Origin of the sequence: Neptuniibacter sp. QD72_48 (assembly GCF_047778065.1) — a bacterium.
In the GTDB taxonomy this organism is placed as follows: domain Bacteria; phylum Pseudomonadota; class Gammaproteobacteria; order Pseudomonadales; family Balneatricaceae; genus Neptuniibacter.
This window is the reverse complement of sequence record NZ_CP180547.1, coordinates 426,265-447,634: the sequence shown is the minus strand read 5'-3', so window position 1 is coordinate 447,634 and position 21,370 is coordinate 426,265. Positions and strand designations below refer to the sequence as shown.

General features: G+C 45.0%; 18 protein-coding genes and 2 tRNA genes. 2 read left to right on the top strand and 18 right to left on the bottom strand.

Annotated features, from left to right (window positions below; translation table 11 throughout):
* The first annotated feature begins 855 nt into the window (after nt 1-855).
* The gene (locus ACMXYX_RS01950) at nt 856-3,651 is read left to right on the top strand and encodes a bifunctional aconitate hydratase 2/2-methylisocitrate dehydratase (protein ID WP_415897428.1); all 2,796 of its coding nucleotides are present in this window, start codon (nt 856-858) and stop codon (nt 3,649-3,651) included.
* Nucleotides 3,652-3,733: 82 nt separating this feature from the next.
* On the opposite strand, the gene ACMXYX_RS01945 is transcribed toward ACMXYX_RS01950, so the two are convergent.
* From ACMXYX_RS01945 to rlmE, 17 genes are all read right to left on the bottom strand, one after another.
* A complete protein-coding gene (locus ACMXYX_RS01945; protein ID WP_415906432.1) occupies nt 3,734-4,090 on the bottom strand; it encodes a DUF3127 domain-containing protein in 357 nt (118 codons plus the stop codon).
* A gap of 195 nt (nt 4,091-4,285) precedes the next feature.
* The gene (gene msrA, locus ACMXYX_RS01940; RefSeq protein WP_415897427.1) at nt 4,286-4,786 is read right to left on the bottom strand and encodes a peptide-methionine (S)-S-oxide reductase MsrA; all 501 of its coding nucleotides are present in this window, start codon (nt 4,784-4,786) and stop codon (nt 4,286-4,288) included.
* Between the two features lie 234 nt (nt 4,787-5,020).
* A complete protein-coding gene (gene pnp / locus ACMXYX_RS01935; RefSeq protein WP_415883314.1) occupies nt 5,021-7,126 on the bottom strand; it encodes a polyribonucleotide nucleotidyltransferase in 2,106 nt (701 codons plus the stop codon).
* A gap of 197 nt (nt 7,127-7,323) precedes the next feature.
* On the bottom strand, nt 7,324-7,593 hold the full coding sequence (rpsO, locus tag ACMXYX_RS01930; RefSeq protein WP_415883313.1) for a 30S ribosomal protein S15: 270 nt from the start codon (nt 7,591-7,593) through the stop codon (nt 7,324-7,326).
* 122 nt (nt 7,594-7,715) lie between these two features.
* The gene (gene truB, locus ACMXYX_RS01925) at nt 7,716-8,690 is read right to left on the bottom strand and encodes a tRNA pseudouridine(55) synthase TruB (protein WP_415883312.1); all 975 of its coding nucleotides are present in this window, start codon (nt 8,688-8,690) and stop codon (nt 7,716-7,718) included.
* Between the two features lie 2 nt (nt 8,691-8,692).
* Complete coding sequence (rbfA, locus tag ACMXYX_RS01920) at nt 8,693-9,094, bottom strand: 30S ribosome-binding factor RbfA (RefSeq protein WP_415883311.1); 402 nt, start codon at nt 9,092-9,094, stop codon at nt 8,693-8,695.
* Nucleotides 9,095-9,125: 31 nt separating this feature from the next.
* Nucleotides 9,126-11,657 (bottom strand): translation initiation factor IF-2, encoded by a 2,532-nt coding sequence (gene infB / locus ACMXYX_RS01915; RefSeq protein WP_415883310.1) that lies wholly within the window; start codon nt 11,655-11,657, stop codon nt 9,126-9,128.
* Nucleotides 11,658-11,684: 27 nt separating this feature from the next.
* A complete protein-coding gene (gene nusA, locus ACMXYX_RS01910) occupies nt 11,685-13,172 on the bottom strand; it encodes a transcription termination factor NusA (protein ID WP_415883309.1) in 1,488 nt (495 codons plus the stop codon).
* 33 nt (nt 13,173-13,205) lie between these two features.
* Complete coding sequence (gene rimP, locus ACMXYX_RS01905) at nt 13,206-13,661, bottom strand: ribosome maturation factor RimP (RefSeq protein ID WP_415883308.1); 456 nt, start codon at nt 13,659-13,661, stop codon at nt 13,206-13,208.
* A 191-nt stretch (nt 13,662-13,852) separates the two neighbouring features.
* A tRNA-Met gene (locus ACMXYX_RS01900) sits at nt 13,853-13,929 on the bottom strand.
* A gap of 165 nt (nt 13,930-14,094) precedes the next feature.
* Nucleotides 14,095-14,181, bottom strand: a tRNA-Leu gene (locus ACMXYX_RS01895).
* Nucleotides 14,182-14,200: 19 nt separating this feature from the next.
* A complete protein-coding gene (gene secG / locus ACMXYX_RS01890) occupies nt 14,201-14,584 on the bottom strand; it encodes a preprotein translocase subunit SecG (RefSeq protein ID WP_415890104.1) in 384 nt (127 codons plus the stop codon).
* Between the two features lie 14 nt (nt 14,585-14,598).
* A complete protein-coding gene (tpiA, locus tag ACMXYX_RS01885) occupies nt 14,599-15,351 on the bottom strand; it encodes a triose-phosphate isomerase (protein WP_415897426.1) in 753 nt (250 codons plus the stop codon).
* 38 nt (nt 15,352-15,389) lie between these two features.
* Complete coding sequence (glmM, locus tag ACMXYX_RS01880; RefSeq protein WP_415883305.1) at nt 15,390-16,742, bottom strand: phosphoglucosamine mutase; 1,353 nt, start codon at nt 16,740-16,742, stop codon at nt 15,390-15,392.
* Between the two features lie 15 nt (nt 16,743-16,757).
* Complete coding sequence (gene folP / locus ACMXYX_RS01875; RefSeq protein WP_415897425.1) at nt 16,758-17,609, bottom strand: dihydropteroate synthase; 852 nt, start codon at nt 17,607-17,609, stop codon at nt 16,758-16,760.
* 80 nt (nt 17,610-17,689) lie between these two features.
* A complete protein-coding gene (gene ftsH, locus ACMXYX_RS01870) occupies nt 17,690-19,648 on the bottom strand; it encodes an ATP-dependent zinc metalloprotease FtsH (protein WP_415883303.1) in 1,959 nt (652 codons plus the stop codon).
* A gap of 100 nt (nt 19,649-19,748) precedes the next feature.
* Complete coding sequence (gene rlmE / locus ACMXYX_RS01865) at nt 19,749-20,369, bottom strand: 23S rRNA (uridine(2552)-2'-O)-methyltransferase RlmE (RefSeq protein WP_415883302.1); 621 nt, start codon at nt 20,367-20,369, stop codon at nt 19,749-19,751.
* 149 nt (nt 20,370-20,518) lie between these two features.
* Here rlmE and ACMXYX_RS01860 point away from each other — a divergent pair, with 149 nt between their 5' ends.
* A complete protein-coding gene (locus ACMXYX_RS01860; RefSeq protein ID WP_415883301.1) occupies nt 20,519-20,821 on the top strand; it encodes a YhbY family RNA-binding protein in 303 nt (100 codons plus the stop codon).
* A 71-nt stretch (nt 20,822-20,892) separates the two neighbouring features.
* On the opposite strand, the gene greA is transcribed toward ACMXYX_RS01860, so the two are convergent.
* Nucleotides 20,893-21,369 carry a transcription elongation factor GreA gene (greA, locus tag ACMXYX_RS01855; protein WP_415883300.1) on the bottom strand — a complete coding sequence of 159 codons (477 nt, stop codon included), beginning with the start codon at nt 21,367-21,369 and terminating at the stop codon, nt 20,893-20,895.
* Nucleotide 21,370 lies beyond the last annotated feature (1 nt).

Below are 21,370 nucleotides of genomic sequence, written 5' to 3'. Positions count from 1 at the left end.
CCGTCGTACCGATATTTTCTGCAACACAAATTATTACTTTATTAAGATTGTCGACAATATTAGACAATAACCGACTCAAAGCAAGTAATACGGGCATGAAATTGCATATATTACATACAATCTAAGACTATTTGCTAGTAAAAACGGGTGTTTTTTGAACAGAACCGAAGAAATTTGAATCAAGCTCGCTGCATTTCAGATAGAGCTCGGAACTGGATTATGGGATCGATAAGAAAGCGATGTTTAAGCTATAGATAGAGGGTGCGCTAAGAAAGCTAGAGGCGTTTATCACTATCAGTAACCTCGATTTAGAAACTAGGATTTAGCTTGGAGAAACATCCATCCTTGGGTAATTGGGGTTCGACAGTGGGTAAAAACTCCCCGAAGAAACATCTAATAATTAACCTAGCTTCTGTTTAGCTAATTTAGATAACAAAGGCTGTCATCAAATTGCGTTATAGAAGGAGAGCAAATTAATTCCACTTACCTCTCCAATAGAAGACTGTACCAACGAAACCACGGACTGGCGGACTATGCGTCAGCAACGAGCACAGAAACAAAGGCTAATTAAGCAATCCCTTGAAAAATGATTATTATTTTCAATTAAGAAAACAATTAAAACCAATTTTAAATGATTACTATTTTCAATAAAGGCAAAAACTGCCATTTTTTATAATAAAAATAGATACCTACAACCAATGTATACCCTCTTTAAAAGCCTTGATTTAAGTACTATTTTTTAAATTTATAGCGACTATTAGCCTCATTTAAATAGTTTTGATTGAGCTGTTTGCCTGTTTTTTTTTATAATCTGCGCACAAATCATAACTAGATTTAAGTGAGACGTTGGACGCCATGAGCTACTATTCTGACTACCTAGAAGAAATTGAGGTTCGTAAAAAGGACCTGGGTCTAAACCCAAAACCAATCGATAGCGCTGAATTGCTATCTGAAATCATTGCCCAGATCAAAGACACTGGTAATGCAGAGCGCGAAGCTTCTCTAAACTTCTTCATCTATAACACGCTACCTGGTACTACGCCAGCGGCTGGTGTTAAAGCGGCTTTCCTAAAAGACATCGCTCTAGGTAAAGAAACTGTTGCTGAGATCTCTCCAGAGTTCGCTCTTGAGCAACTGTCTCACATGAAAGGTGGTCCTTCTGTAGAAGCACTACTAGACATCGCACTTTCTGACGACGCACAAGCTGCTGCAGCTGGCGAAGTTCTTAAGTCTCAAGTATTCCTATACGACGCTGACACAGCTCGTCTAGCGGACGCTTTCAAAGCGGGCAACGCAATCGCTAAAGATATCCTAGAAAGCTACTCTAAAGCAGAGTTCTTCACTAAGCTTGACGATATCCCTGAGACAATCAAAGTTATCACTTACATTGCTGCAGAAGGCGATATCTCTACTGACCTTCTTTCTCCTGGTAACCAGTCTCACTCACGTGCAGACCGTGAATTGCACGGTAAGTGCATGATCACTCCAGAAGCTCAGCAAGAAATCGCTGACATGGTTAAGCAAAACCCAGATGCTAAAGTGATGCTAATCGCTGAAAAAGGCACCATGGGTGTTGGTTCTTCTCGTATGTCTGGTGTTAACAACGTTGCACTATGGGCTGGTGAGAAAACTTCTCCATACATTCCGTTCATCAACAACCGTCCAGTAGTTGCAGGTACTAACGGTATCGCACCTATCTTCCTAACTACGGTTGGTGTAACCGGTGGTATCGGTCTTGACCTTAAGAACTGGGTTAAGAAAACTGATGCAAACGGCGAAGTTGTTCGTGACGCAAACGGCGATCCAGTACTAGAAGAAGCATACTCTGTTGCTACTGGTACAGTGCTAACAATCGACACTAAAGCTAAGAAGCTTTACAACGGTAACGAAGAGCTAGCAGACGTATCCGACTCTTTCACTCCACAGAAAGTGGAATTCATGAAAGCAGGTGGTTCTTACGCGGTAACTTTCGGTAAGAAACTACAAACGTTCGCTGCTGAAACTCTTGGCGTTGAAGCTCCTGCTGTTTACGCTCAATCTAAAGAGATCTCTCACGAAGGCCAAGGCCTAACTGCTGTTGAAAAAATCTTCAACCGCAATGCTGTAGGCGTGACTTCTAAGACTCCTCTACACACTGGTTCTGACGTTCGCGTTAAAGTGAACATCGTAGGTTCTCAGGACACTACTGGTCCTATGACTTGTCAGGAACTTGAAGCAATGGCTGCTTCTACTATCTCTACAAGCGTTGACGGTGCTTTCCAATCTGGCTGTCACACTGCATCTGTATGGGATAACAAAGCTAAGGCTAACACGCCTAAGCTAATGGCATTCATGAACGCATTCGGCGTAATCACTGCACGTGACCCGAAAGGCGTTTACCACTCAATGACTGACGTAATCCACAAAGTATTGAACGACATCACTGTTGATGATCGTGCAATCATCATTGGTGGTGACTCTCATACACGTATGTCTAAGGGTGTAGCATTCGGTGCTGACTCCGGTACTGTTGCGATCGCATTGGCAACTGGTGAATCAGCAATGCCAATCCCTGAGTCTGTAAAAGTTACCTTCAAAGGTGCTATGAAGCCTCACATGGACTTCCGTGACATCGTACACGCTACTCAGCAGCAGATGCTTAAGAAGTTCGCTGGCGAAAACGTTTTCCAAGGTCGCGTAATCGAAGTACAGATCGGTACTCTACTTGCTGACCAAGCGTTCACGTTCACTGACTGGACTGCAGAAATGAAAGCGAAAGCTTCTATCTGTATCTCTACTGACGAAACGCTAATTCAGTCTCTAGAGCTAGCTAAGTCTCGTATCCAGATCATGATCGACAAAGGTATGGAAAACGAAGCGGGCATGCTACAAGGTCTTATCGACCTAGCTGACAAGCGTATTGCAGGCATCAAGTCTGGTGAAGAACCAGCACTTGCTCCTGATGACAATGCTAAGTACTTCGCTGAGCTAGTTGTAGATCTGGATCAGATCGACGAGCCAATGATTGCTGACCCAGACGTTAACAACGAAGACGTTTCTAAGCGTTACACTCACGATGTTATCCGTCCAACTTCTTTCTACGAAGGCCGTGAAGTTAACCTAGGCTTCGTTGGTTCTTGTATGGTTCACAAAGGCGACATGCAGATCATCGCTGCAATGCTACGCAACCTAGAGAAGAACGGTCCTATCACGTTCAACGCACCTCTAGTTGTTGCTCCGCCAACTTACAACATCGTTGACGAGCTAAAAGCTGAAGGCGATTGGGATATTCTATCTAAATACGCTGGCTTCACTTTCGATGATGAGCATCCGAAAGAAGAAGCGCGTACTAAGTACGAGAACATTCTGTACCTAGAACGCCCAGGCTGTAACCTATGTATGGGTAACCAAGAGAAAGCAGAAGCTGGTGACACTGTACTAGCAACTTCTACTCGTCTATTCCAAGGCCGTGTTGTAGAAGACTCTGCTGAGAAGAAAGGTGAATCTCTACTAGGTTCTACTCCAATGGTTGTTCTTTCTACTATCTTGGGTCGTTTCCCAACGTTGGAAGAGTACAAAGCAGCTGTTGAAGGTATCAACCTAACGTCTTTCGCTCCACCAAGCGAAGACCTAAGCGTTGCACCACAAGCTATCCCAGCTGCACGTATCTAATCACTAGATAACGTCAGCAATAAAAAGCCCCGATCATTCGGGGCTTTTTTGTTTTTACCAAGAGCTAAAATAGCTACGTCATTTAGAACGGAATATCGTCGTCAAAGTCAGCTGGCTGAGGTGCGGGCGCCGCATTAGAGTTAAAGTACTCTTGCTCAGAGGCTTCTGGGGATGACGCTGACTGAATCTTCCAGCCAACAAGGTTATTGAAATAGCGGTCGTTATATTCGCGACCACGGATATCAAAGCTGACCGTGACCTCTTGCCCTATTTGAAGCGAATCAAGCAGGCTAACCTTATCTTGCACAAACTCCAGATTGATCTCCTGAGGATATTTTCCATCTTCAACTATCACGACCATTTCACGTTTAGTGAAGCCACTATTGAACGTTTGCGGATCTTGGATCAGTTTAATTTTGCCAGTTAGCTCGTAACTCATGAATGCTTTCCAAAGGTATCTAAAATTTCAAAATTGAGCTTATTAAATCAAAATCGAAAAAAGAAGTCTTCGTTAGAGTTTAAAGCTGCACTAGCATTCACCTTATTAGCGAGGTCTTAATACAACCCACGGTCAAATTAAGCCGTACCAACCCTAGAGTGGTGGACTAACTCCTAGCTTCTAGCAACTAGCTACTTACGAACGCTTAGGCAACACCCAGTCAGGACGCGGAAAGTGGCAGGTATACCCACCAGGATAACGTTCAAGATAATCCTGATGCTCAGGTTCTGCCACCCAAAAATCGCTAGCAGCTTCAACTTCAGTTACCACCTTACCTGGCCACAAGCCGCTGGCTTCAACATCAGCGATTGTATCGAGCGCAGTTTGCTTTTGCTCGTCGTCTACAAAGTAGATCGCTGAGCGGTAGGATGTACCGCGATCATTACCCTGCCTATTGGGCGTGGTAGGGTCATGAATCTGGAAGAAAAACTCTAATATGGTTCGGTAGGTAATTAGTTCTGAATTAAATAGGATCTCAATACCCTCAGCATGCGTACCATGATTGCGATAAGTAGCATTAAGTACATCACCACCGGTGTAGCCCACACGAGTCGCTATAACGCCCGGTAATTTACGAATTAGATCCTGCATACCCCAGAAGCATCCACCAGCAAGTATTGCTCGTTGTTCACTCATTCAGGCATCCTCCAATTTAAAAGCTAGCAATAGACCAGTATATCTTTGTTATAGCGCTTACCAGAAAGTTCCCACAGCTACTGCCTTTCGGTCAACAAATAACCTTATCTTGTACGGCCATTAACCGATTAAGGTTTATGTCACACATAAAAAAACCGCCGATAAATCGGCGGTTTTTTTTAGTCTTTAGCTACTAGTAGCGAAACACTTTCACCACTAACCGCTAAAAGAAACTTAGCTTACTGCATCATCAGCAAGTAGGTCTTTCATAGATAGTTTGATACGGCCACGCTGGTCTACGTCCAGTACTTTAACCTTAACCATCTGATCCATCTGGATGTAGTCAGTTACTTTCTCAACACGCTTGTTGTCGATCTGAGAAATGTGAACTAGACCATCTTTACCCGGCAGGATGTTAACGAATGCACCGAAGTCTTCGATACGTACAACCTTGCCTTCGTAAACCTGACCAATCTCTGCTTCAGCAGTGATTTCGATGATCTTATCAGTAGCCGCTTTAGCTGCTGCTTTGTCTGCAGCGTATACGCGAACTGTACCATCGTCTTCGATATCAATGGATGCGCCAGTCTCTTCAGTAAGAGCACGGATAGTAGCACCACCTTTACCGATTACGTCACGGATCTTCTCTGGGTTGATCTTCAATTGAGTCAACGCAGGAGCATTATCTGGAAGCTCTGGACGAGCGTAACCGATAACCTTAGCCATCTCTTTCAAGATGTGAACACGTGCTTCGTATGCTTGCTCAAGCGCAATGTCCATGATCTCTTCAGTGATACCAGTGATCTTGATATCCATCTGAAGTGCAGTGATACCTGTTTCAGTACCCGCTACTTTAAAGTCCATGTCGCCTAGGTGATCTTCGTCACCCAAGATGTCAGTTAGGACAGCAAAGCCGTTCTCTTCTTTAACAAGACCCATTGCGATACCCGCAACTGGTGCTTTAAGTGGTACACCTGCATCCATCATAGATAGAGACGCGCCACATACAGAAGCCATGGAGCTAGAACCGTTAGATTCAGTGATCTCAGATACGATACGGATTGTGTATGGGAACTCTTCTTGAGTTGGAAGAACTGCAGCAACACCACGACGCGCTAGACGACCGTGACCAATTTCACGACGACCAGCACCCATCATACGACCACATTCACCTACAGAGTATGGAGGGAAGTTGTAGTGCAACATGAATGGATCTTTACGTTCACCTTCAATCGCATCAATGATCTGCTGATCACGTGCAGTACCTAGTGTACAAGTCGCGATAGACTGAGTTTCACCACGAGTGAATAGCGCAGAACCGTGAGTACCTTGTAGTACGTCGATTTGAACATCGATACCACGAACAGTCTTGTTATCACGGCCATCAATACGAGGCTCACCTGCAACGATACGGCCACGAACGATCTCTTTCTCTAGGGAGCTAACGATGCCAGATACATCACCAGCCGAAGGCTGACCTTCTTCTTCGCCAGCTAGATTTTCAACCGCTTGAGCACGAAGCTCAGCCAGTGCATTCTGACGCTGCATTTTATCAGCAACTTGGTAAGCAGCTGTGATGCCTTCGCCTACTTCAGCGCGTACTTTAGCGATTAGATCTTGATCTTTTTCAGGTGCAGTCCAAACCCAAGCTTCTTTACCCGCTTCAGCTTTAAGTTCGTTAACAGCGTTAACAACTGCTTGCATCTCTTGGTGAGCGAATAGAACCGCACCAAGCATTTCGTCTTCTGAAAGCTCTTGCGCTTCAGATTCAACCATTAGCACAGCGTCAGACGTACCAGCAACAACCATGTCCAGCTCAGATGTTTCAAGCTGCTCATAAGATGGGTTTAAGATGTAACCATCTTCTTCAGTGAAGCCAACACGTGCTGCACCGATTGGGCCTTGGAATGGGATACCAGAGATTGCTAGTGCAGCAGACGTACCGATCATCGCTGCGATATCTGGATCATTTACTTTGTCAGCAGACATTACTGTACAAACAACCTGAACTTCGTTCATGTAACCCTTAGGGAACAGTGGACGAATTGGACGGTCGATAAGACGAGAAGTAAGCGTCTCTTTTTCAGATGGACGTGCTTCACGCTTGAAGAAACCACCAGGGATACGGCCTACAGCGTAGTATTTCTCTTGGTAGTGAACAGAAAGAGGGAAGAAACCCTGACCTTCTTTTGCTTCTTTAGCGCCAACAACAGTACAAAGTACTTCGTTACCACCCATTTTAACCAGGACAGAACCTGTCGCCTGACGCGCAACGCGGCCAGTTTCGATAGTTACTTCCTGACCACCAAACTGGAATGTTTTAGTAGCTACTTGGAACACAATAATTTTCCTTTAAATAATTTGGCGGGGCAGTTTTCAGATAACTTTCATGCCTTCTGTCTTGCCAGTACTCAAATAAGCTCTTTCGCTAGATCTAAAAACTCATTTGAGTACGGGCGGGATGAAATAGTTATCTTTTCTTACCCCAGATAAAACCGGGGCCATACATTGTATGGCCCCAGAGAATTCACACTAACTTAGCGACGCAGACCTAGACGCTTGATCAGTTCAAGGTAACGATCAGCATCTTTACCTTTTAGGTAGTCCAGCAGCTTACGACGCTGGTTTACCATGCGGATCAGACCACGGCGAGAGTGGTGGTCGTGTTTGTTCGCTTTGAAGTGACCTTGTAGACCTTCGATGTTAGCAGATAGTAGAGCTACCTGAACTTCTGGGGAACCAGTGTCGCCTTCAGCGCGAGCGAAATCTGCAACGATTGCCGCTTTTTTCTCAGCAGTTAATGCCATTTTCTTACTCCTAAAAAATATGCACACGATCTTAAGATCGCCGGATTAAAAAGAAACGATGCACCGAGCATATTTTCAGTACAACGCCACATCGGCCCTCTTACGAGAACCAAATAAAATCTTTATTGATCAGCCTCAGTGCAAATAAGGCGTTTAGGTTTTAGCTGTTGCTCGACTACTTCGGCAACGCCCAAGAAACGCTCTGCATCGCTATCCAGTGATGTACCAAACAAACGAACCAAGCTACCTTCTGCATAATCAGCATTAGGGACTGATTGGCCATGCATAATCAAACTGGTTTGCTGATCATCTAATCGAACTGCCGGTAGATCATCTACAGCAGCCCAGGCTGGCAATAATAGCTTATCCAGCTCGATTTGTATGCCTTTTTGCTCTTCTTCAGCACTGTTTTCGGGCACTAAATCGCGCAGCTCATCCAAACTCATCATTCGGTCAGCCGTGAATGCACCCACATCCAGTCTATGGAGCATTTTGACATGCGCACCACAACCCAGGATATGGCCGAGATCTTCGACAATTGAACGGATATAAGTCCCTTTCGAACAAAAGACTTCTAGATCAATTTCATCATCTCGCAAAGCCGTTAATTTGATCTCATGGATCGTTACTTTACGCGGCTTTACTTCGACCTGAATACCCTTTCGAGCCAACTTATAAAGCGGCTGCCCTTGGTGTTTCAACGCTGAAAACATCGAAGGAACTTGTTCTATTTCACCGCTAAACTCTGACTGCAAAATAGTATCTATCTTGTCTTCAGTCAGATCTGTTGGAACAGGTTTTTCTTCGACGACAGCGCCATCAGCATCACTAGAATCTGTACGAATACCAAGCTTAGCTGTTGTGATATAGCGTTTATCAGAATCGAGCAGGTGCTGAGAGAACTTAGTCGCTTCACCTAAACAAATCGGTAGCATACCAGTGGCAAGTGGATCCAAGGCACCTGTATGACCGGCTTTGGCCGCATCATAAATGCGTCGAACTTGCTGTAGAGCGGAATTAGAAGAGATACCGGACGGTTTATTCAACAAGAATACACCGTCGACCGCCCGGCCTCGGGATTTTCTACGACGGCCCACGATTATTCCTCGTCAGCGTCTTTAGAAGCGCTCTGATTTTCCTGACGGATAGCCGCCTCAATCAGATGATGTAGATGTCTACCACGCTCGATCGTTTCATCGAAATGGAAACGCAGTTGCGGCATAACACGTAGCTGAACGTTACGACACAGTTCTCCACGAAGGAAACCTGCAGCATTGTTCAGTACTTTTAGTGAATCAATAATTGCTTCTGCTTCATCTTTACCATTAAGTGGTAAAACAGTGATGTAGACATCAGCAAAACCTAGATCCTTACTGACTTTGACATGGCTAACTGTAACCATACCTAAGCGTGGATCTTTTATTTCAAACTGGATCAGCTGAGCCAGCTCACGTTGGAGCTGGTCAGCAATCCTAGATGTACGACTATAATCGCGTGCCATAAAGGTTATTTATTACCTTGTATTTGCAACGTTAAAGTGTGCGCTGAATTTCAACTGTGTCGTAAACCTCAATTTGGTCTCCGACTTTAACGTCGTTGTAGTTCTTAACGCCGATACCACACTCCATACCCTGACGTACTTCGTTAACGTTATCTTTGAAGCGACGTAGAGATTCTAGTTCACCTTCATATATTACAACGTTTTCACGTAGGACACGGATACGTTTGTTACGGAAGACAGTACCTTCTGTAACCATACAGCCGGCAACCGCACCGATCTTAGGCGCTTTAAATACATCACGTACTTCAGCAATGCCCACGATCTCTTCACGGTATTCAGGAGATAGCAGACCGCCCATCGCCTGTTTAACGTCATCAATGATGTCGTAGATTACGCTGTAGTAGCGTAGTTCAATACCTTCACGCTCTAGCACCTGACGCGCCTGAGCGTCAGCACGAACGTTAAAGCCAACCATCAATGCATCTGCTGTTACCGCAAGGTTAGCATCAGTTTCTGCGATACCACCTACACCACCAGATACGATGTTCACTTTAACTTCATCAGTAGATAGATCTTCTAGAGCATGCGTTAGCGCTTCCAAAGAACCACGTACGTCTGTCTTCAGTACGATGTTGAAAGTCTTAACATCACCCGCTTGCATGTTTGCAAACAAGTTCTCAAGTTTAGATTTCTGCTGACGAGCCAACTTAACATCACGGTATTTACCCTGACGGAATAGAGCAACTTCACGTGCTTTCTTCTCGTTAGATACCATAGTGAATTCGTCACCTGCATTTGGTGTACCATCCAGACCTTGGATTTCTACAGGGATCGCAGGACCAGCGGAATCGATAGGCTTACCGTTCTCATCCAGCATTGCACGTACACGGCCGTAGTGAAGGCCTGCAAGTACGATATCACCTTTACGTAGCGTACCGTTCTGTACAAGTACAGTAGCAACTGGACCACGACCTTTATCTAAGCGTGATTCAACTACTACACCCTGAGCAGGAGCATTAGGTACAGCTTCAAGTTCTAAGATTTCAGACTGCAGTAGTACTGCATCCAGAAGCTCTTCAATACCTTGACCTGATTTAGCAGATACGTTTACGAACTGATTCTCACCACCCCATTCTTCTGGGATAACGTCCAGTGCTGCCAATTCGTTTTTAACACGATCTGGATCAGCTTGTTCTTTATCGATCTTGTTAACAGCAACAACTAGAGGTACGCCAGCCGCTTTGGCGTGCTGAACCGCTTCTTCAGTCTGTGGCATTACGCCATCGTCTGCTGCAACTACTAGGATTACGATATCGGTTACAGAGGCACCACGTGCACGCATTGCGGTAAACGCAGCGTGGCCCGGAGTATCAAGGAATGTAACCATGCCGTTATCAGTATCTACGTGGTAGGCACCGATATGCTGGGTAATACCACCAGACTCACCAGACGCTACTCGTGAAGAACGAATGTAATCTAGTAGAGACGTTTTACCGTGGTCTACGTGACCCATTACAGTCACAACCGGTGCGCGACCTTCAGCATCACCCTGCTGCGCCTGAATGCTTTCCATCAACGCTTCTTCTACCGCGTTTTCTTGCATTGGCTTAGGAGTGTGGCCCATCTCTTCTACAACAAGCGTTGCTGTATCCTGATCGATAACTTGGTTGATAGTCGCCATAGCGCCCATACCAAACATTACCTTGATCACTTCAGCAGCCTTAACGTTCATCTTCTTAGCAAGATCTGCAACCGTAATACTCTCAGGAATAGAGACTTCCATTACCTGTTGAGTTGTTGGCTCTTTAAAGCCATGTTCATTTGGCTTATTAGAAAGAGGCTTGCCGTTCTTACCACGGTTACGGCTGATTTTGCCGCCACGACGATCCTGCTGACCACGGTTGTCGTTGCCTTTTTTCTTGCCTTTACCACGACGGTTATCTTCGTTCTTCTTAGCTTGCTCTTGAGCTTTGAAACGCTGTTCGGTTTCAGCCTTACGACGCTTCGCTTCTTCTTCTTTCTTCTGCTTAGCTTTCTCAGCGGCTTGAGCTTCTTGCTTCTTTTGTTCAGCAGCTTTAGCTTCTTGCTCACGCTTCTGCTGTGCTTCAGCTTCGCGCTCTTTAGCGGCTTTCTCTTCAGCTTCACGTGCGGCTTGAGCTTCCGCTTCCTGCTGTTTGCGCTCTTCTTCTAAGCGCAACTCTTCAGCATTCTGTGCTTCAGCTTGCTGATCAGCTTCGCCTTCAACACCTTCCACTTCTGAACGTTTCACATAAGTACGTTTCTTGCGTACTTCAACGTTCACAGTCTTCTTCTTCCCAGAAGCACCAGAAACTTTTAGTGTCGATGTAGTTTTACGCTTAAGCGTAATTTTCTTAGGTTCTGCATCATCTGCATCTTCACCGTGGCTGCGCTTAAGATGATTTAGCAATGATTGACGCTCAGTTTCAGATACTTCTGCTTTTTCATTCTTGCCTGAAATGCCTGCTTCCTGCATTTGCTCTAGCAAACGCTCAACGGAAACACCAACCATTTCGGCAAGCTGCTTAACTGTTACTTCTGCCATGTTAGGAGGCTCCTCTTCCGTTAATCTTTACTCTTCAGCAAACCATGGAGCACGAGCAGTCATGATTAACGCTGCAGCTCGTTCTTCATCCAGGCCTTCAATACCTAGCAGGTCATCGATAGACTGTTCTGCTAGATCTTCCATAGTAATTACACCTTGCGCGGCCAGTAGGTAAGCTAGGTGCTTGTCCATACCGTCCATCTCCAACAGGTCTGCTGCTGGTTCTGCACTATCAAGTTTTTCCTCACTTGCGATAGCAAGGTTTAGAAGTGCATCTTTCGCACGCTTACGTAGTTCCTCTACGATAGCTTCGTCGAAACCATCGATTTCTAACATCTCATCAACAGGAACGTAAGCAACTTCTTCAAGTGTTGTGAAACCTTCTTCTACCAACACTTCAGCAACATCTTCATCAACGTCTAGGTGGTTGATGAATGTATCGATCACAGAACCAACTTCAGATTGATGCTTCTCTTGTGCATCTTCTTCAGTCATCACGTTTAGTTCCCAGCCTGTAAGCTCAGAAGCCAAACGTACGTTCTGGCCACTACGACCAATCGCCATCGCTAAGTTTTCTTCAGCAACTGCCACATCCATCGAATGTGTCTCTTCGTCCATTACGATAGATGCAACATCTGCAGGTGCCATTGCGTTGATAACCAACTGCGCTGGGTTGTCGTCCCAAAGCACGATATCAACACGCTCACCACCTAATTCGTTAGATACAGCCTGTACACGAGAACCACGCATACCTACACATGCACCAACTGGATCGATACGGCCATCATTCGTCTTAACGGCGATCTTCGCACGTGAACCTGGATCACGAGACGCCGCACGAATTTCAATCACTTCTTCAGAAATCTCTGGCACTTCGATACGGAACAGCTCAATCAACATTTCGTTGCAAGAACGGCTCAAGATCAACTGAGGACCACGGCCTTCAGAGCGAACTTCAAGAAGAACCGCACGTACACGATCACCCATGCGGAATGCTTCACGCTGGATTAGCTGATCGCGAGGCAGCAATGCTTCAGCATTGTTACCTAGATCTACAATAATGTTATCGCGCGTTACTTTTTTAACACTGCCCGAGATCAATTCACCTTGACGATCACGGTACAATTCAACAACTTTCGCACGCTCTGCTTCGCGAACTTTCTGAACGATAACCTGTTTAGCTGTTTGTGCCGCAATACGACCAAACTTAACAGATTCAACCTGTTCTTCATGTACGCTACCTGGCTCTAGAGAAGCATCAATCTCTTCAGCTTCCTCCATCGTCAGTTCAGTACCTAGTGCAGGTACTTCTTCGTTGCTCACAACCAACCAGCGGCGGAAAGTTTCGTAATCGCCTGTAGCTCGATCAATAACTACGCGAATATCCGCTTCTTCGTCGTAACGCTTCTTAGTTGCCGTTGCTAGTGCAACTTCAATCGCTTCGAAAATTACTTCTTTCGGAACATCTTTCTCGTTAGAAACTGCTTCCGCAACCAACAGAATCTCTTTATTCATGCTTCTGCCTCGCCTAAGACCTCTAATCCACGTTTAGAACTGAGGGATAATGTTTGCACGATCGATGTACTCAATCGGCAGCATATATTCTTCATTGTCGACCACTACCAGAATGTCGTCGCCTTCAACACCATTCAGCACACCCTTAAATTTACGGCGGCCTTCAAACGCAATTCGTAAGCGAACCTGAATAACAGATCCTGCATAGGCTTCAAACTGCTCAAGTGTAAATAGAGGACGATCCATACCTGGAGAGGACACCTCAAGGGTGTAGTTACCTGCAATCGGATCTTCTACATCCATAATTCCGCTGACCTGATGGCTGACTTTAGCGCAATCATCTACGTTAATGCCGTTATCAGAATCGATATACACCCGTAGGGTGCTGTGTTTTCCCTGTGAGAGAAACTCAATACCCCAGAGTTCAAACCCCAGCGCTGTAACTGAAGGCTCAATCAACTCTTGTAATAGTTTCATTTTCGCTGACACGAATAACCCACCCGTTCTAACACTAAGATATTAAACACTTATAAAACAATAAGTTAGATTTAACATCGTAAATTTCAAAAACAAAAAATGGGTCTAATGACCCATTCCCGATATGCAAACCCTTAGATTAAAGACTCTGCATTTTACCTACGAAAAAGCCCCTTAAAAGGGGCCTTACGTAAAAATAAGGTTGGTAGCGGGGGCTGGATTTGAACCAACGACCTTCGGGTTATGAGCCCGACGAGCTACCAAGCTGCTCCACCCCGCATCAAAAACCTAAATGATCCAACATTTCTGTGGACCTGAAGTCTTGATAGCTAACCGAAATTTAGCTTTTTGACTTCAAAGAATAAGAGACTTACTGAATAAACAATTCACTTATCCAAAAACTGGTGCAAATTGTATATGTACTGAGGCTCTTAATCAAGAAATATGGTGCCCAAGGCCGGACTTGAACCGGCACGGCCTGACGGCCACTACCCCCTCAAGATAGCGTGTCTACCAATTCCACCACTTGGGCAACAAACTTTTAGAAACTGTTAGTTATTTTGAGGAATATCAGAATCTACAGGCGCTTCTGGCTTAGATTCATCAAAAACTGGTAGCGCTGGCTCTTCAGCAACAGCAGACTCAGCTGCTTTACTTTCGATAAGCTCAGCAGACGGAATACCCGCATCACCAACAGAATCAGCTTTTTCTTTAGCGTATACAGCTAAAACAAAGCTTGTAACAAAAATGCCCGCAGCAACAATGCCTGTTACGCGAGAAAGGAAGTTACCGCTACCGGTACTACCAAAAACAGTCTGCGAAGCACCTGCACCAAATGAAGCGCCAGCTTCAGCACCCTTGCCTTGCTGCAGCAAAATTAAGCCAATTACAGCGGCTGCTAACAATACATGAATAATTAAAACTACTGTTTCCATTTCAGAACCGTCAGTTATGCACCTGCCGCTTGGCAGATGGCAATAAAGTCGTTTGCTTTAAGGGATGCTCCACCAACAAGCCCCCCATCAACATCTTCATTCGCGAACAATTCAGCTGCGTTAGCAGCATTAACACTGCCACCATACAAGATACGCATTTTGCTAGCTAGCTCAGCATCACATTCAGCAATCATATTACGAATAGCTGCATGTACTTCTTGCGCCTGTTCCGGCGTCGCAGTTTTACCTGTACCTATAGCCCATACTGGCTCATAAGCGATTACAGCATCTTTAAATTGTTCGATACCTGCAGCATTTACAACAGCTTTTATCTGTCGTTCAACAACCGCAAGTGTATTTCCTTCTTCACGCTCTTCAAGCGTTTCACCAACACATAGGATTGGCTTCAAGCCAACAGCAACTGTTGCTTTAAATTTATCAGCAACCAGCTCGTCTGACTCAGCATACAAACTACGACGCTCGGAATGACCAAGAATAACGTATTCGCAGCTTAAATCTTGCAACATCTCTAAAGAGATCTCACCCGTAAAAGCACCGTTATTTTGCTCGCTTACATTCTGTGCACCCAGTGCAATAACAGAATCAGCAGTCAATGCTTGAACTTGAGATAGGTATATAGACGGCGGACAAACCAGCACATCAACAGCATTGGATTTAAGCTCAGCATTCAGGCCTTCCATCAACGTATTGATAGATGCTGAATTACCATTCATTTTCCAGTTACCGGCTACTAAGGCTGTACGCATTTATACCCCCATTTAAAGAGGCGCAAATATTAACTGGCTTACTCTGAACTTTCAAGCGCAAGCAGTGCTTTTTCAACCTCATCCGCCAACTGCTGACACAAGCTGTTAACTTCTTCTTCGTTTTCACCCTCGATCATAACGCGAACCACAGGTTCAGTGCCTGACGGACGAAGTAAAACACGGCCTCGATCACCTAATTGCGCTTCAGTTTTAGCAACGGCAACACTGATCTCTTCAACCTCAGCAATATTGTACTTTTGCGCCATACGCACATTGATCATTTTCTGCGGCAATTTGGTCATACCGTGACGAAGAGTATTCAACGTTTCACCTGTTTCAACGATCGCCTTAAGTACTTGCAATGCTGCAACCGTACCATCACCTGTAGTTGTTAGATGACGGCAAACGATATGACCCGAGCTCTCGCCACCGAGTAACCAATCATGTTTGTATAGCTGCTCCATTACATAACGATCGCCAACATTTGCACGAACAAATGGAATACCTTCACGCGCATAAGCTTGCTCTAGGCCGAAGTTAGTCATTAACGTCCCAACAACCCCACCATGGAATGATTCTTCACGACGCATTTGCGCAGCAATCATGTATAGAAGCTCATCGCCATCGACTTCTTCACCAAGGTGATCAACCATAATCACGCGATCGCCATCACCATCTAAAGCGATACCTAAATCTGCTTTTTCTGCCGTAACGACCGTTTGCAAACGCTGCGTAGCAGTAGCACCGCATTTTTCATTGATATTTAGACCATCTGGCGCCGATGCTATCTCAACAACTTCTGCACCCAATTCTGAAAATACAGCAGGCGCAACGTGATAGGTCGCACCATTGGCACAGTCTAAGATTATCTTTAAGCCTTTCAGACTGATACCACCAGCAGTAGCCTTACAAAACTCAATGTAACGACCTGCAGCATCATCGATACGACGCGCTTTACCTAGCTCAGCAGAATCGACCGTCGTCATTGCGATATCCATCTGCGCTTCAATCGCCTGCTCAATTTCGTCAGGCAGCTTAGTACCTTCTGAAGAGAAGAATTTAATGCCGTTATCGTAGTAAGCATTATGAGATGCACTAATGACGATACCAGCGTCAGCACGGAAAGTACGTGCTAGATAAGCCACTGCAGGGGTTGGCATAGGACCGGTGAGTAAGACATCCACACCAGCAGCAGACAAGCCCGCTTCTAAAGCAGATTCAAACATGTAACCTGAAATTCGAGTATCTTTACCAATCAGTATTTTACTGTGGCCTTCTCTCGAGAATACCTTACCTGCAGCCCAACCCAGCTTAAGAACAAAATCAGGAGTTACTGGAAATTGGCCAACTTTGCCACGAATACCATCAGTACCAAAATAACGCTTACTCATTAACTTATATTCCTTTTATACCGTCTCAGCCATAACCGCACGGGTCATCTTCACTACATCAACCGTTTCCGCAACGTCATGTACACGAATTATTTCTGCACCTTGCATTACAGCAAGCGCAACAGTGGCTAAGCTACCTGGTAGTCGTTGCTCAACTTCTCTATTGAGAACAGCGCCTATCATCGATTTTCTAGACGTCCCTATTAATAAGGGCAGGTCATGTTGCTTCAATCTATCTAAATTATTCATTAGACGTAGATTATGCTCTACGCTCTTACCAAACCCGAACCCTGGATCTAGTAGTAATCTATCTTTTGTAATCCCCGCCGCTTCGCACGCTTTCACTCGCTGCAGTAAGAAGTACTCAACATCATCTAGAACATCATCATACGAAGGAGCATCCTGCATTGTCGCCGGACTCCCCTGCATATGCATCAAGCAGATAGGCAGATTGGTTTTAGCGGCGGCCACTAGTGCACCTTCGCGTCCAAGAGCTCTAACGTCATTGATTAAACCCGCACCTAGTTTAACTGACTCAGTTATTACTTCAGGAGTACTGGTATCAACGGAGATAACCACATCTAGCTCTGATGCTATTTTCTCTACAACTGGAAGCACTCGACCTAGCTCTTCGTCTAGAGTCACTGTAGCAGCGCCTGGTCGGGTAGATTCACCACCCACATCCAAGATAGTCGCACCGTCGGTCACCATCCCTTCAGCTTGTCGAATGACATTATCCAATCTTACTTGCTGATTGGAATACAACGTTCCGCCATCTGAGAACGAGTCGGGCGTAACATTCAAAATCCCCATAACATGGGTATCAGCTAAGTTTAGAGTTCGATTACCACAGACTAACTGGCGCATAGATCCTGTTCTTCATTACGTTATACAATGAAAAAAGGCTGACTTTCTACAAAGCCAGCCTTTTCATATTCACCTTGTGTTTAGTGAATATTATTATCTGGTGAGCGTGGAATGTCCTGATCTGAATCATCATCTGATCGATCATCAGCCTTCGATTCAGTATCAGTATCAGCATTTACGTTTTCGCTGGCACCATGATCTGAACCGCTTTTGTCTTCTTCCACCCAACCTTCTGGAGCAGATACTTCTTCACGATTCATTAGCTGATCAATCTGCTTACTATCGATCGTTTCATACTTCATCAGAGCCTGACACATAGTCTCTAGAATATCGCGATTATCTTCCAGAATTTGCTCTGCCTTCTGGTAACACTCATCGATAATCTTGCGCGTTTCAGTGTCAATACGACGCTGCGTCTCTTCTGCTAGCGGTTTAGCACCTTGACCATAGCCACGGTTAAATGGATCTGACTCTTCCTCATCGTATAGCAATGGCCCAAGCTCTTCACTCAAACCCCATTTCGCTACCATGCTACGAGCAAATGAAGTCGCACGCTGAATATCGTTCGATGCACCTGTGGTTACACCTTCTTTACCCAGTGTCATCTCTTCCGCAATTCGGCCACCGTAAAGTGAACAAATGTTAGACAAGATAGATTGGCGGCTATGGCTATAACGATCTTCTTCAGGCAAGAACATAGTCACACCTAACGCACGACCGCGCGGAATAATAGAAACTTTATACACAGGATCATGCTCTGGCATTAGACGACCAACAATCGCGTGGCCAGCTTCATGGTATGCTGTATTCAAGCGCTCTTTTTCAGACATCACCATAGATTTACGCTCAGCGCCCATCATAATTTTGTCTTTCGCTTGCTCAAACTGAATCATACTTACAGTACGTTTGTTAGCGCGTGCTGCAAATAGGGCTGCTTCGTTTACAAGGTTCGCTAGATCAGCACCAGAGAAACCAGGCGTACCACGCGCAATCAGATCAGGCTTAACATCTTCACCTAATGGCACTTTACGCATGTGCACTTTAAGAATTTTCTCACGACCAAGAATATCTGGAAGACCTACATGTACCTGACGGTCAAAACGACCTGGACGCAGAAGTGCAGGATCAAGTACATCTGGACGGTTAGTTGCAGCGATTACGATAATACCTTCACTGCCTTCAAAGCCATCCATCTCTACCAATAACTGGTTCAATGTCTGTTCACGCTCATCATTACCACCACCCATGCCAACACCACGGTGACGACCTACAGCGTCGATCTCGTCGATGAAGATAATACATGGCGCATTTTTCTTCGCTTGATCAAACATGTCACGAACACGGGATGCACCCACACCTACAAACATCTCTACGAAGTCAGAACCAGAAATACTAAAGAACGGTACTTTCGCTTCGCCGGCTATTGCTTTCGCCAACAAGGTTTTACCAGTACCCGGATTACCCGCCATCAACACACCACGTGGAATATGGCCGCCTAGGCGCTGAAATTTACCCGGATCACGAAGAAAATCTACTAGCTCACGAACATCTTCCTTAGCCTCTTCAACGCCAGCAACATCATCGAAGGTCGTTTTAATCTGATCTTCGCTCATCATACGCGCTTTGGACTTACCGAAAGACATTGGACCGCCTTTGCCACCACCGCCTTGCATCTGACGCATAAAGAACATGAACACTGCAATAATGACAAGGATAGGGAAAGAAGCGACTAGCAACTGAGTCCAAATACTCTGCTGCTCTGGTTGCTTACCTTCAATCACAACATTGTGATTAATTAGATCATCAACCAGTTTAGGGTCCTGAAGCGCTGGGCGTACGGTTTCAAACATATCACCGTTAGAGCGCTGGCCCTGAATAATATAGCCATCAATAATGACTTTAGTCACACGATCATCCTGAACTTCTTTGACAAAATCAGAGTAACTTAGTCGGTTAGACTCGGCCTTTTCATTAAAATTATTAAAAACAGTCAGCAATACCGCTGCGATCACCAGCCATAGAACTAGATTTTTCGCCATATCATTCAATGGAATACCCTCAATTTGCTGATTTTGTTAGGCGTTATAGAAAACGCTAAACACTATACTATGCAGCCACGATTGACTACTAAAACACTAATTAACCTTTAAAACCTTTACCTAAAAGGTAGACTTCACGGGAACGAGCTCGAGAAGAATCAGGCTTACGCGTAACCACTTTGTCAAAACTTGTACGCATATCTTTTAAATATTGATCAAAACCCTCACCTTGGAATACTTTAGCGACAAACGTACCGCCAGGCTTCAACACCTCGCGCGCCATATCCAAAGCAAGCTCAACCAAATACATTGCTGCCGGCTGATCAACAGCAGACATACCACTCATATTGGGGGCCATATCTGAAATTACAAGGTCTGCTGGCTCATCTCCTAATGCATTTAGGATTTTATGCAGCACTTCTTCCTCAGTAAAGTCACCTTGAACGAACTCCACACCCGCCATACTGTCCATCGGCAGAATATCTGATGCCACCACTCGACCATGATCACCAACGCGCTCCGCAGCCACTTGAGACCAACCGCCAGGGGCCGCACCTAAATCCACAACCGTCATTCCCTGTTTAAGCAGCTTATCTTTTTCATCTAATTCAATCAGCTTAAAACTAGCACGCGATCTATAACCGAGCTCTTTGGATTTTTTCACCCAATGATCATCAAAGTGTTCTTTTAACCAACGTTCACTACTTGATGCTTTCGCCACTTCGTTTCACTCTCTTGATTGAATGAGCCATGCGCTACTCAGAACCGCATAACTCAGGTAAAATATAATTAATTAAATATGCTGGACTAGGGTATTAGATAATATTCGCAATAAACGCCCAGCTAAACTTTGAGGCACCGTATTTTAATATGAGCTTGAGCACTGAGCAAAAGAAGCATTACCGCACTATAGGCCACAAACTTAATCCTCTAGTAACTGTAGCAGGAAAAGGCCTAACTGAAGCTATTCAACTTGAAGTCGATCGCGCTTTAGAAGATCACGAACTGATCAAGGTAAAGTTTGCTGTTGGTGATCGCGACGTTAAAAAACAACTGATTCGCGAACTATGCGAAATCGTTGAAGCTGAGATCGTGCAAGAGATTGGTCACATTGCGCTAATTTACCGTAGAGCGCTTGAGCCAAACCCAAAACTATCTAACTTGTTACGTTAATATCTACTGAGCAAGCTATTAAAACAGCATAAATACAAAAAAGGGTGCCTAGGCACCCTTTTTTAGTCTGCTCAGATATGAGCAACCTCATCAATCTCATATTCAGTAGCGCCACCCGGCGTCTGAATATTTACGATATCACCTTCCTCTTTGCCTACTAGGCCACGAGCAATCGGCGAGTTAACTGAGATTTTGTTCGCTTTGATATCAGCTTCATCATCACCTACGATCTGATAAGTTTTAGACTCATCTGTATCTAAGTTAATGATGGTTACTGTAGTACCGAAGATAACCTTACCAGAGTGTGGAATAGCTGTTACATCAATTACTTGACAGTTAGACAGCTTAGCTTCCAGCTCCTGAATACGACCCTCGATGAAACCCTGCTGCTCGCGAGCAGCATGGTATTCAGCGTTTTCCTTCAAGTCACCGTGTTCACGCGCTTCTGCAATATCAGCAATTACCCGTGGACGATCTACAGTTTTCAGTTGATCAAGCTCTTCTCGAAGCGCTTTCTCACCTGCTGCAGTCATAGGTACACGATTCACA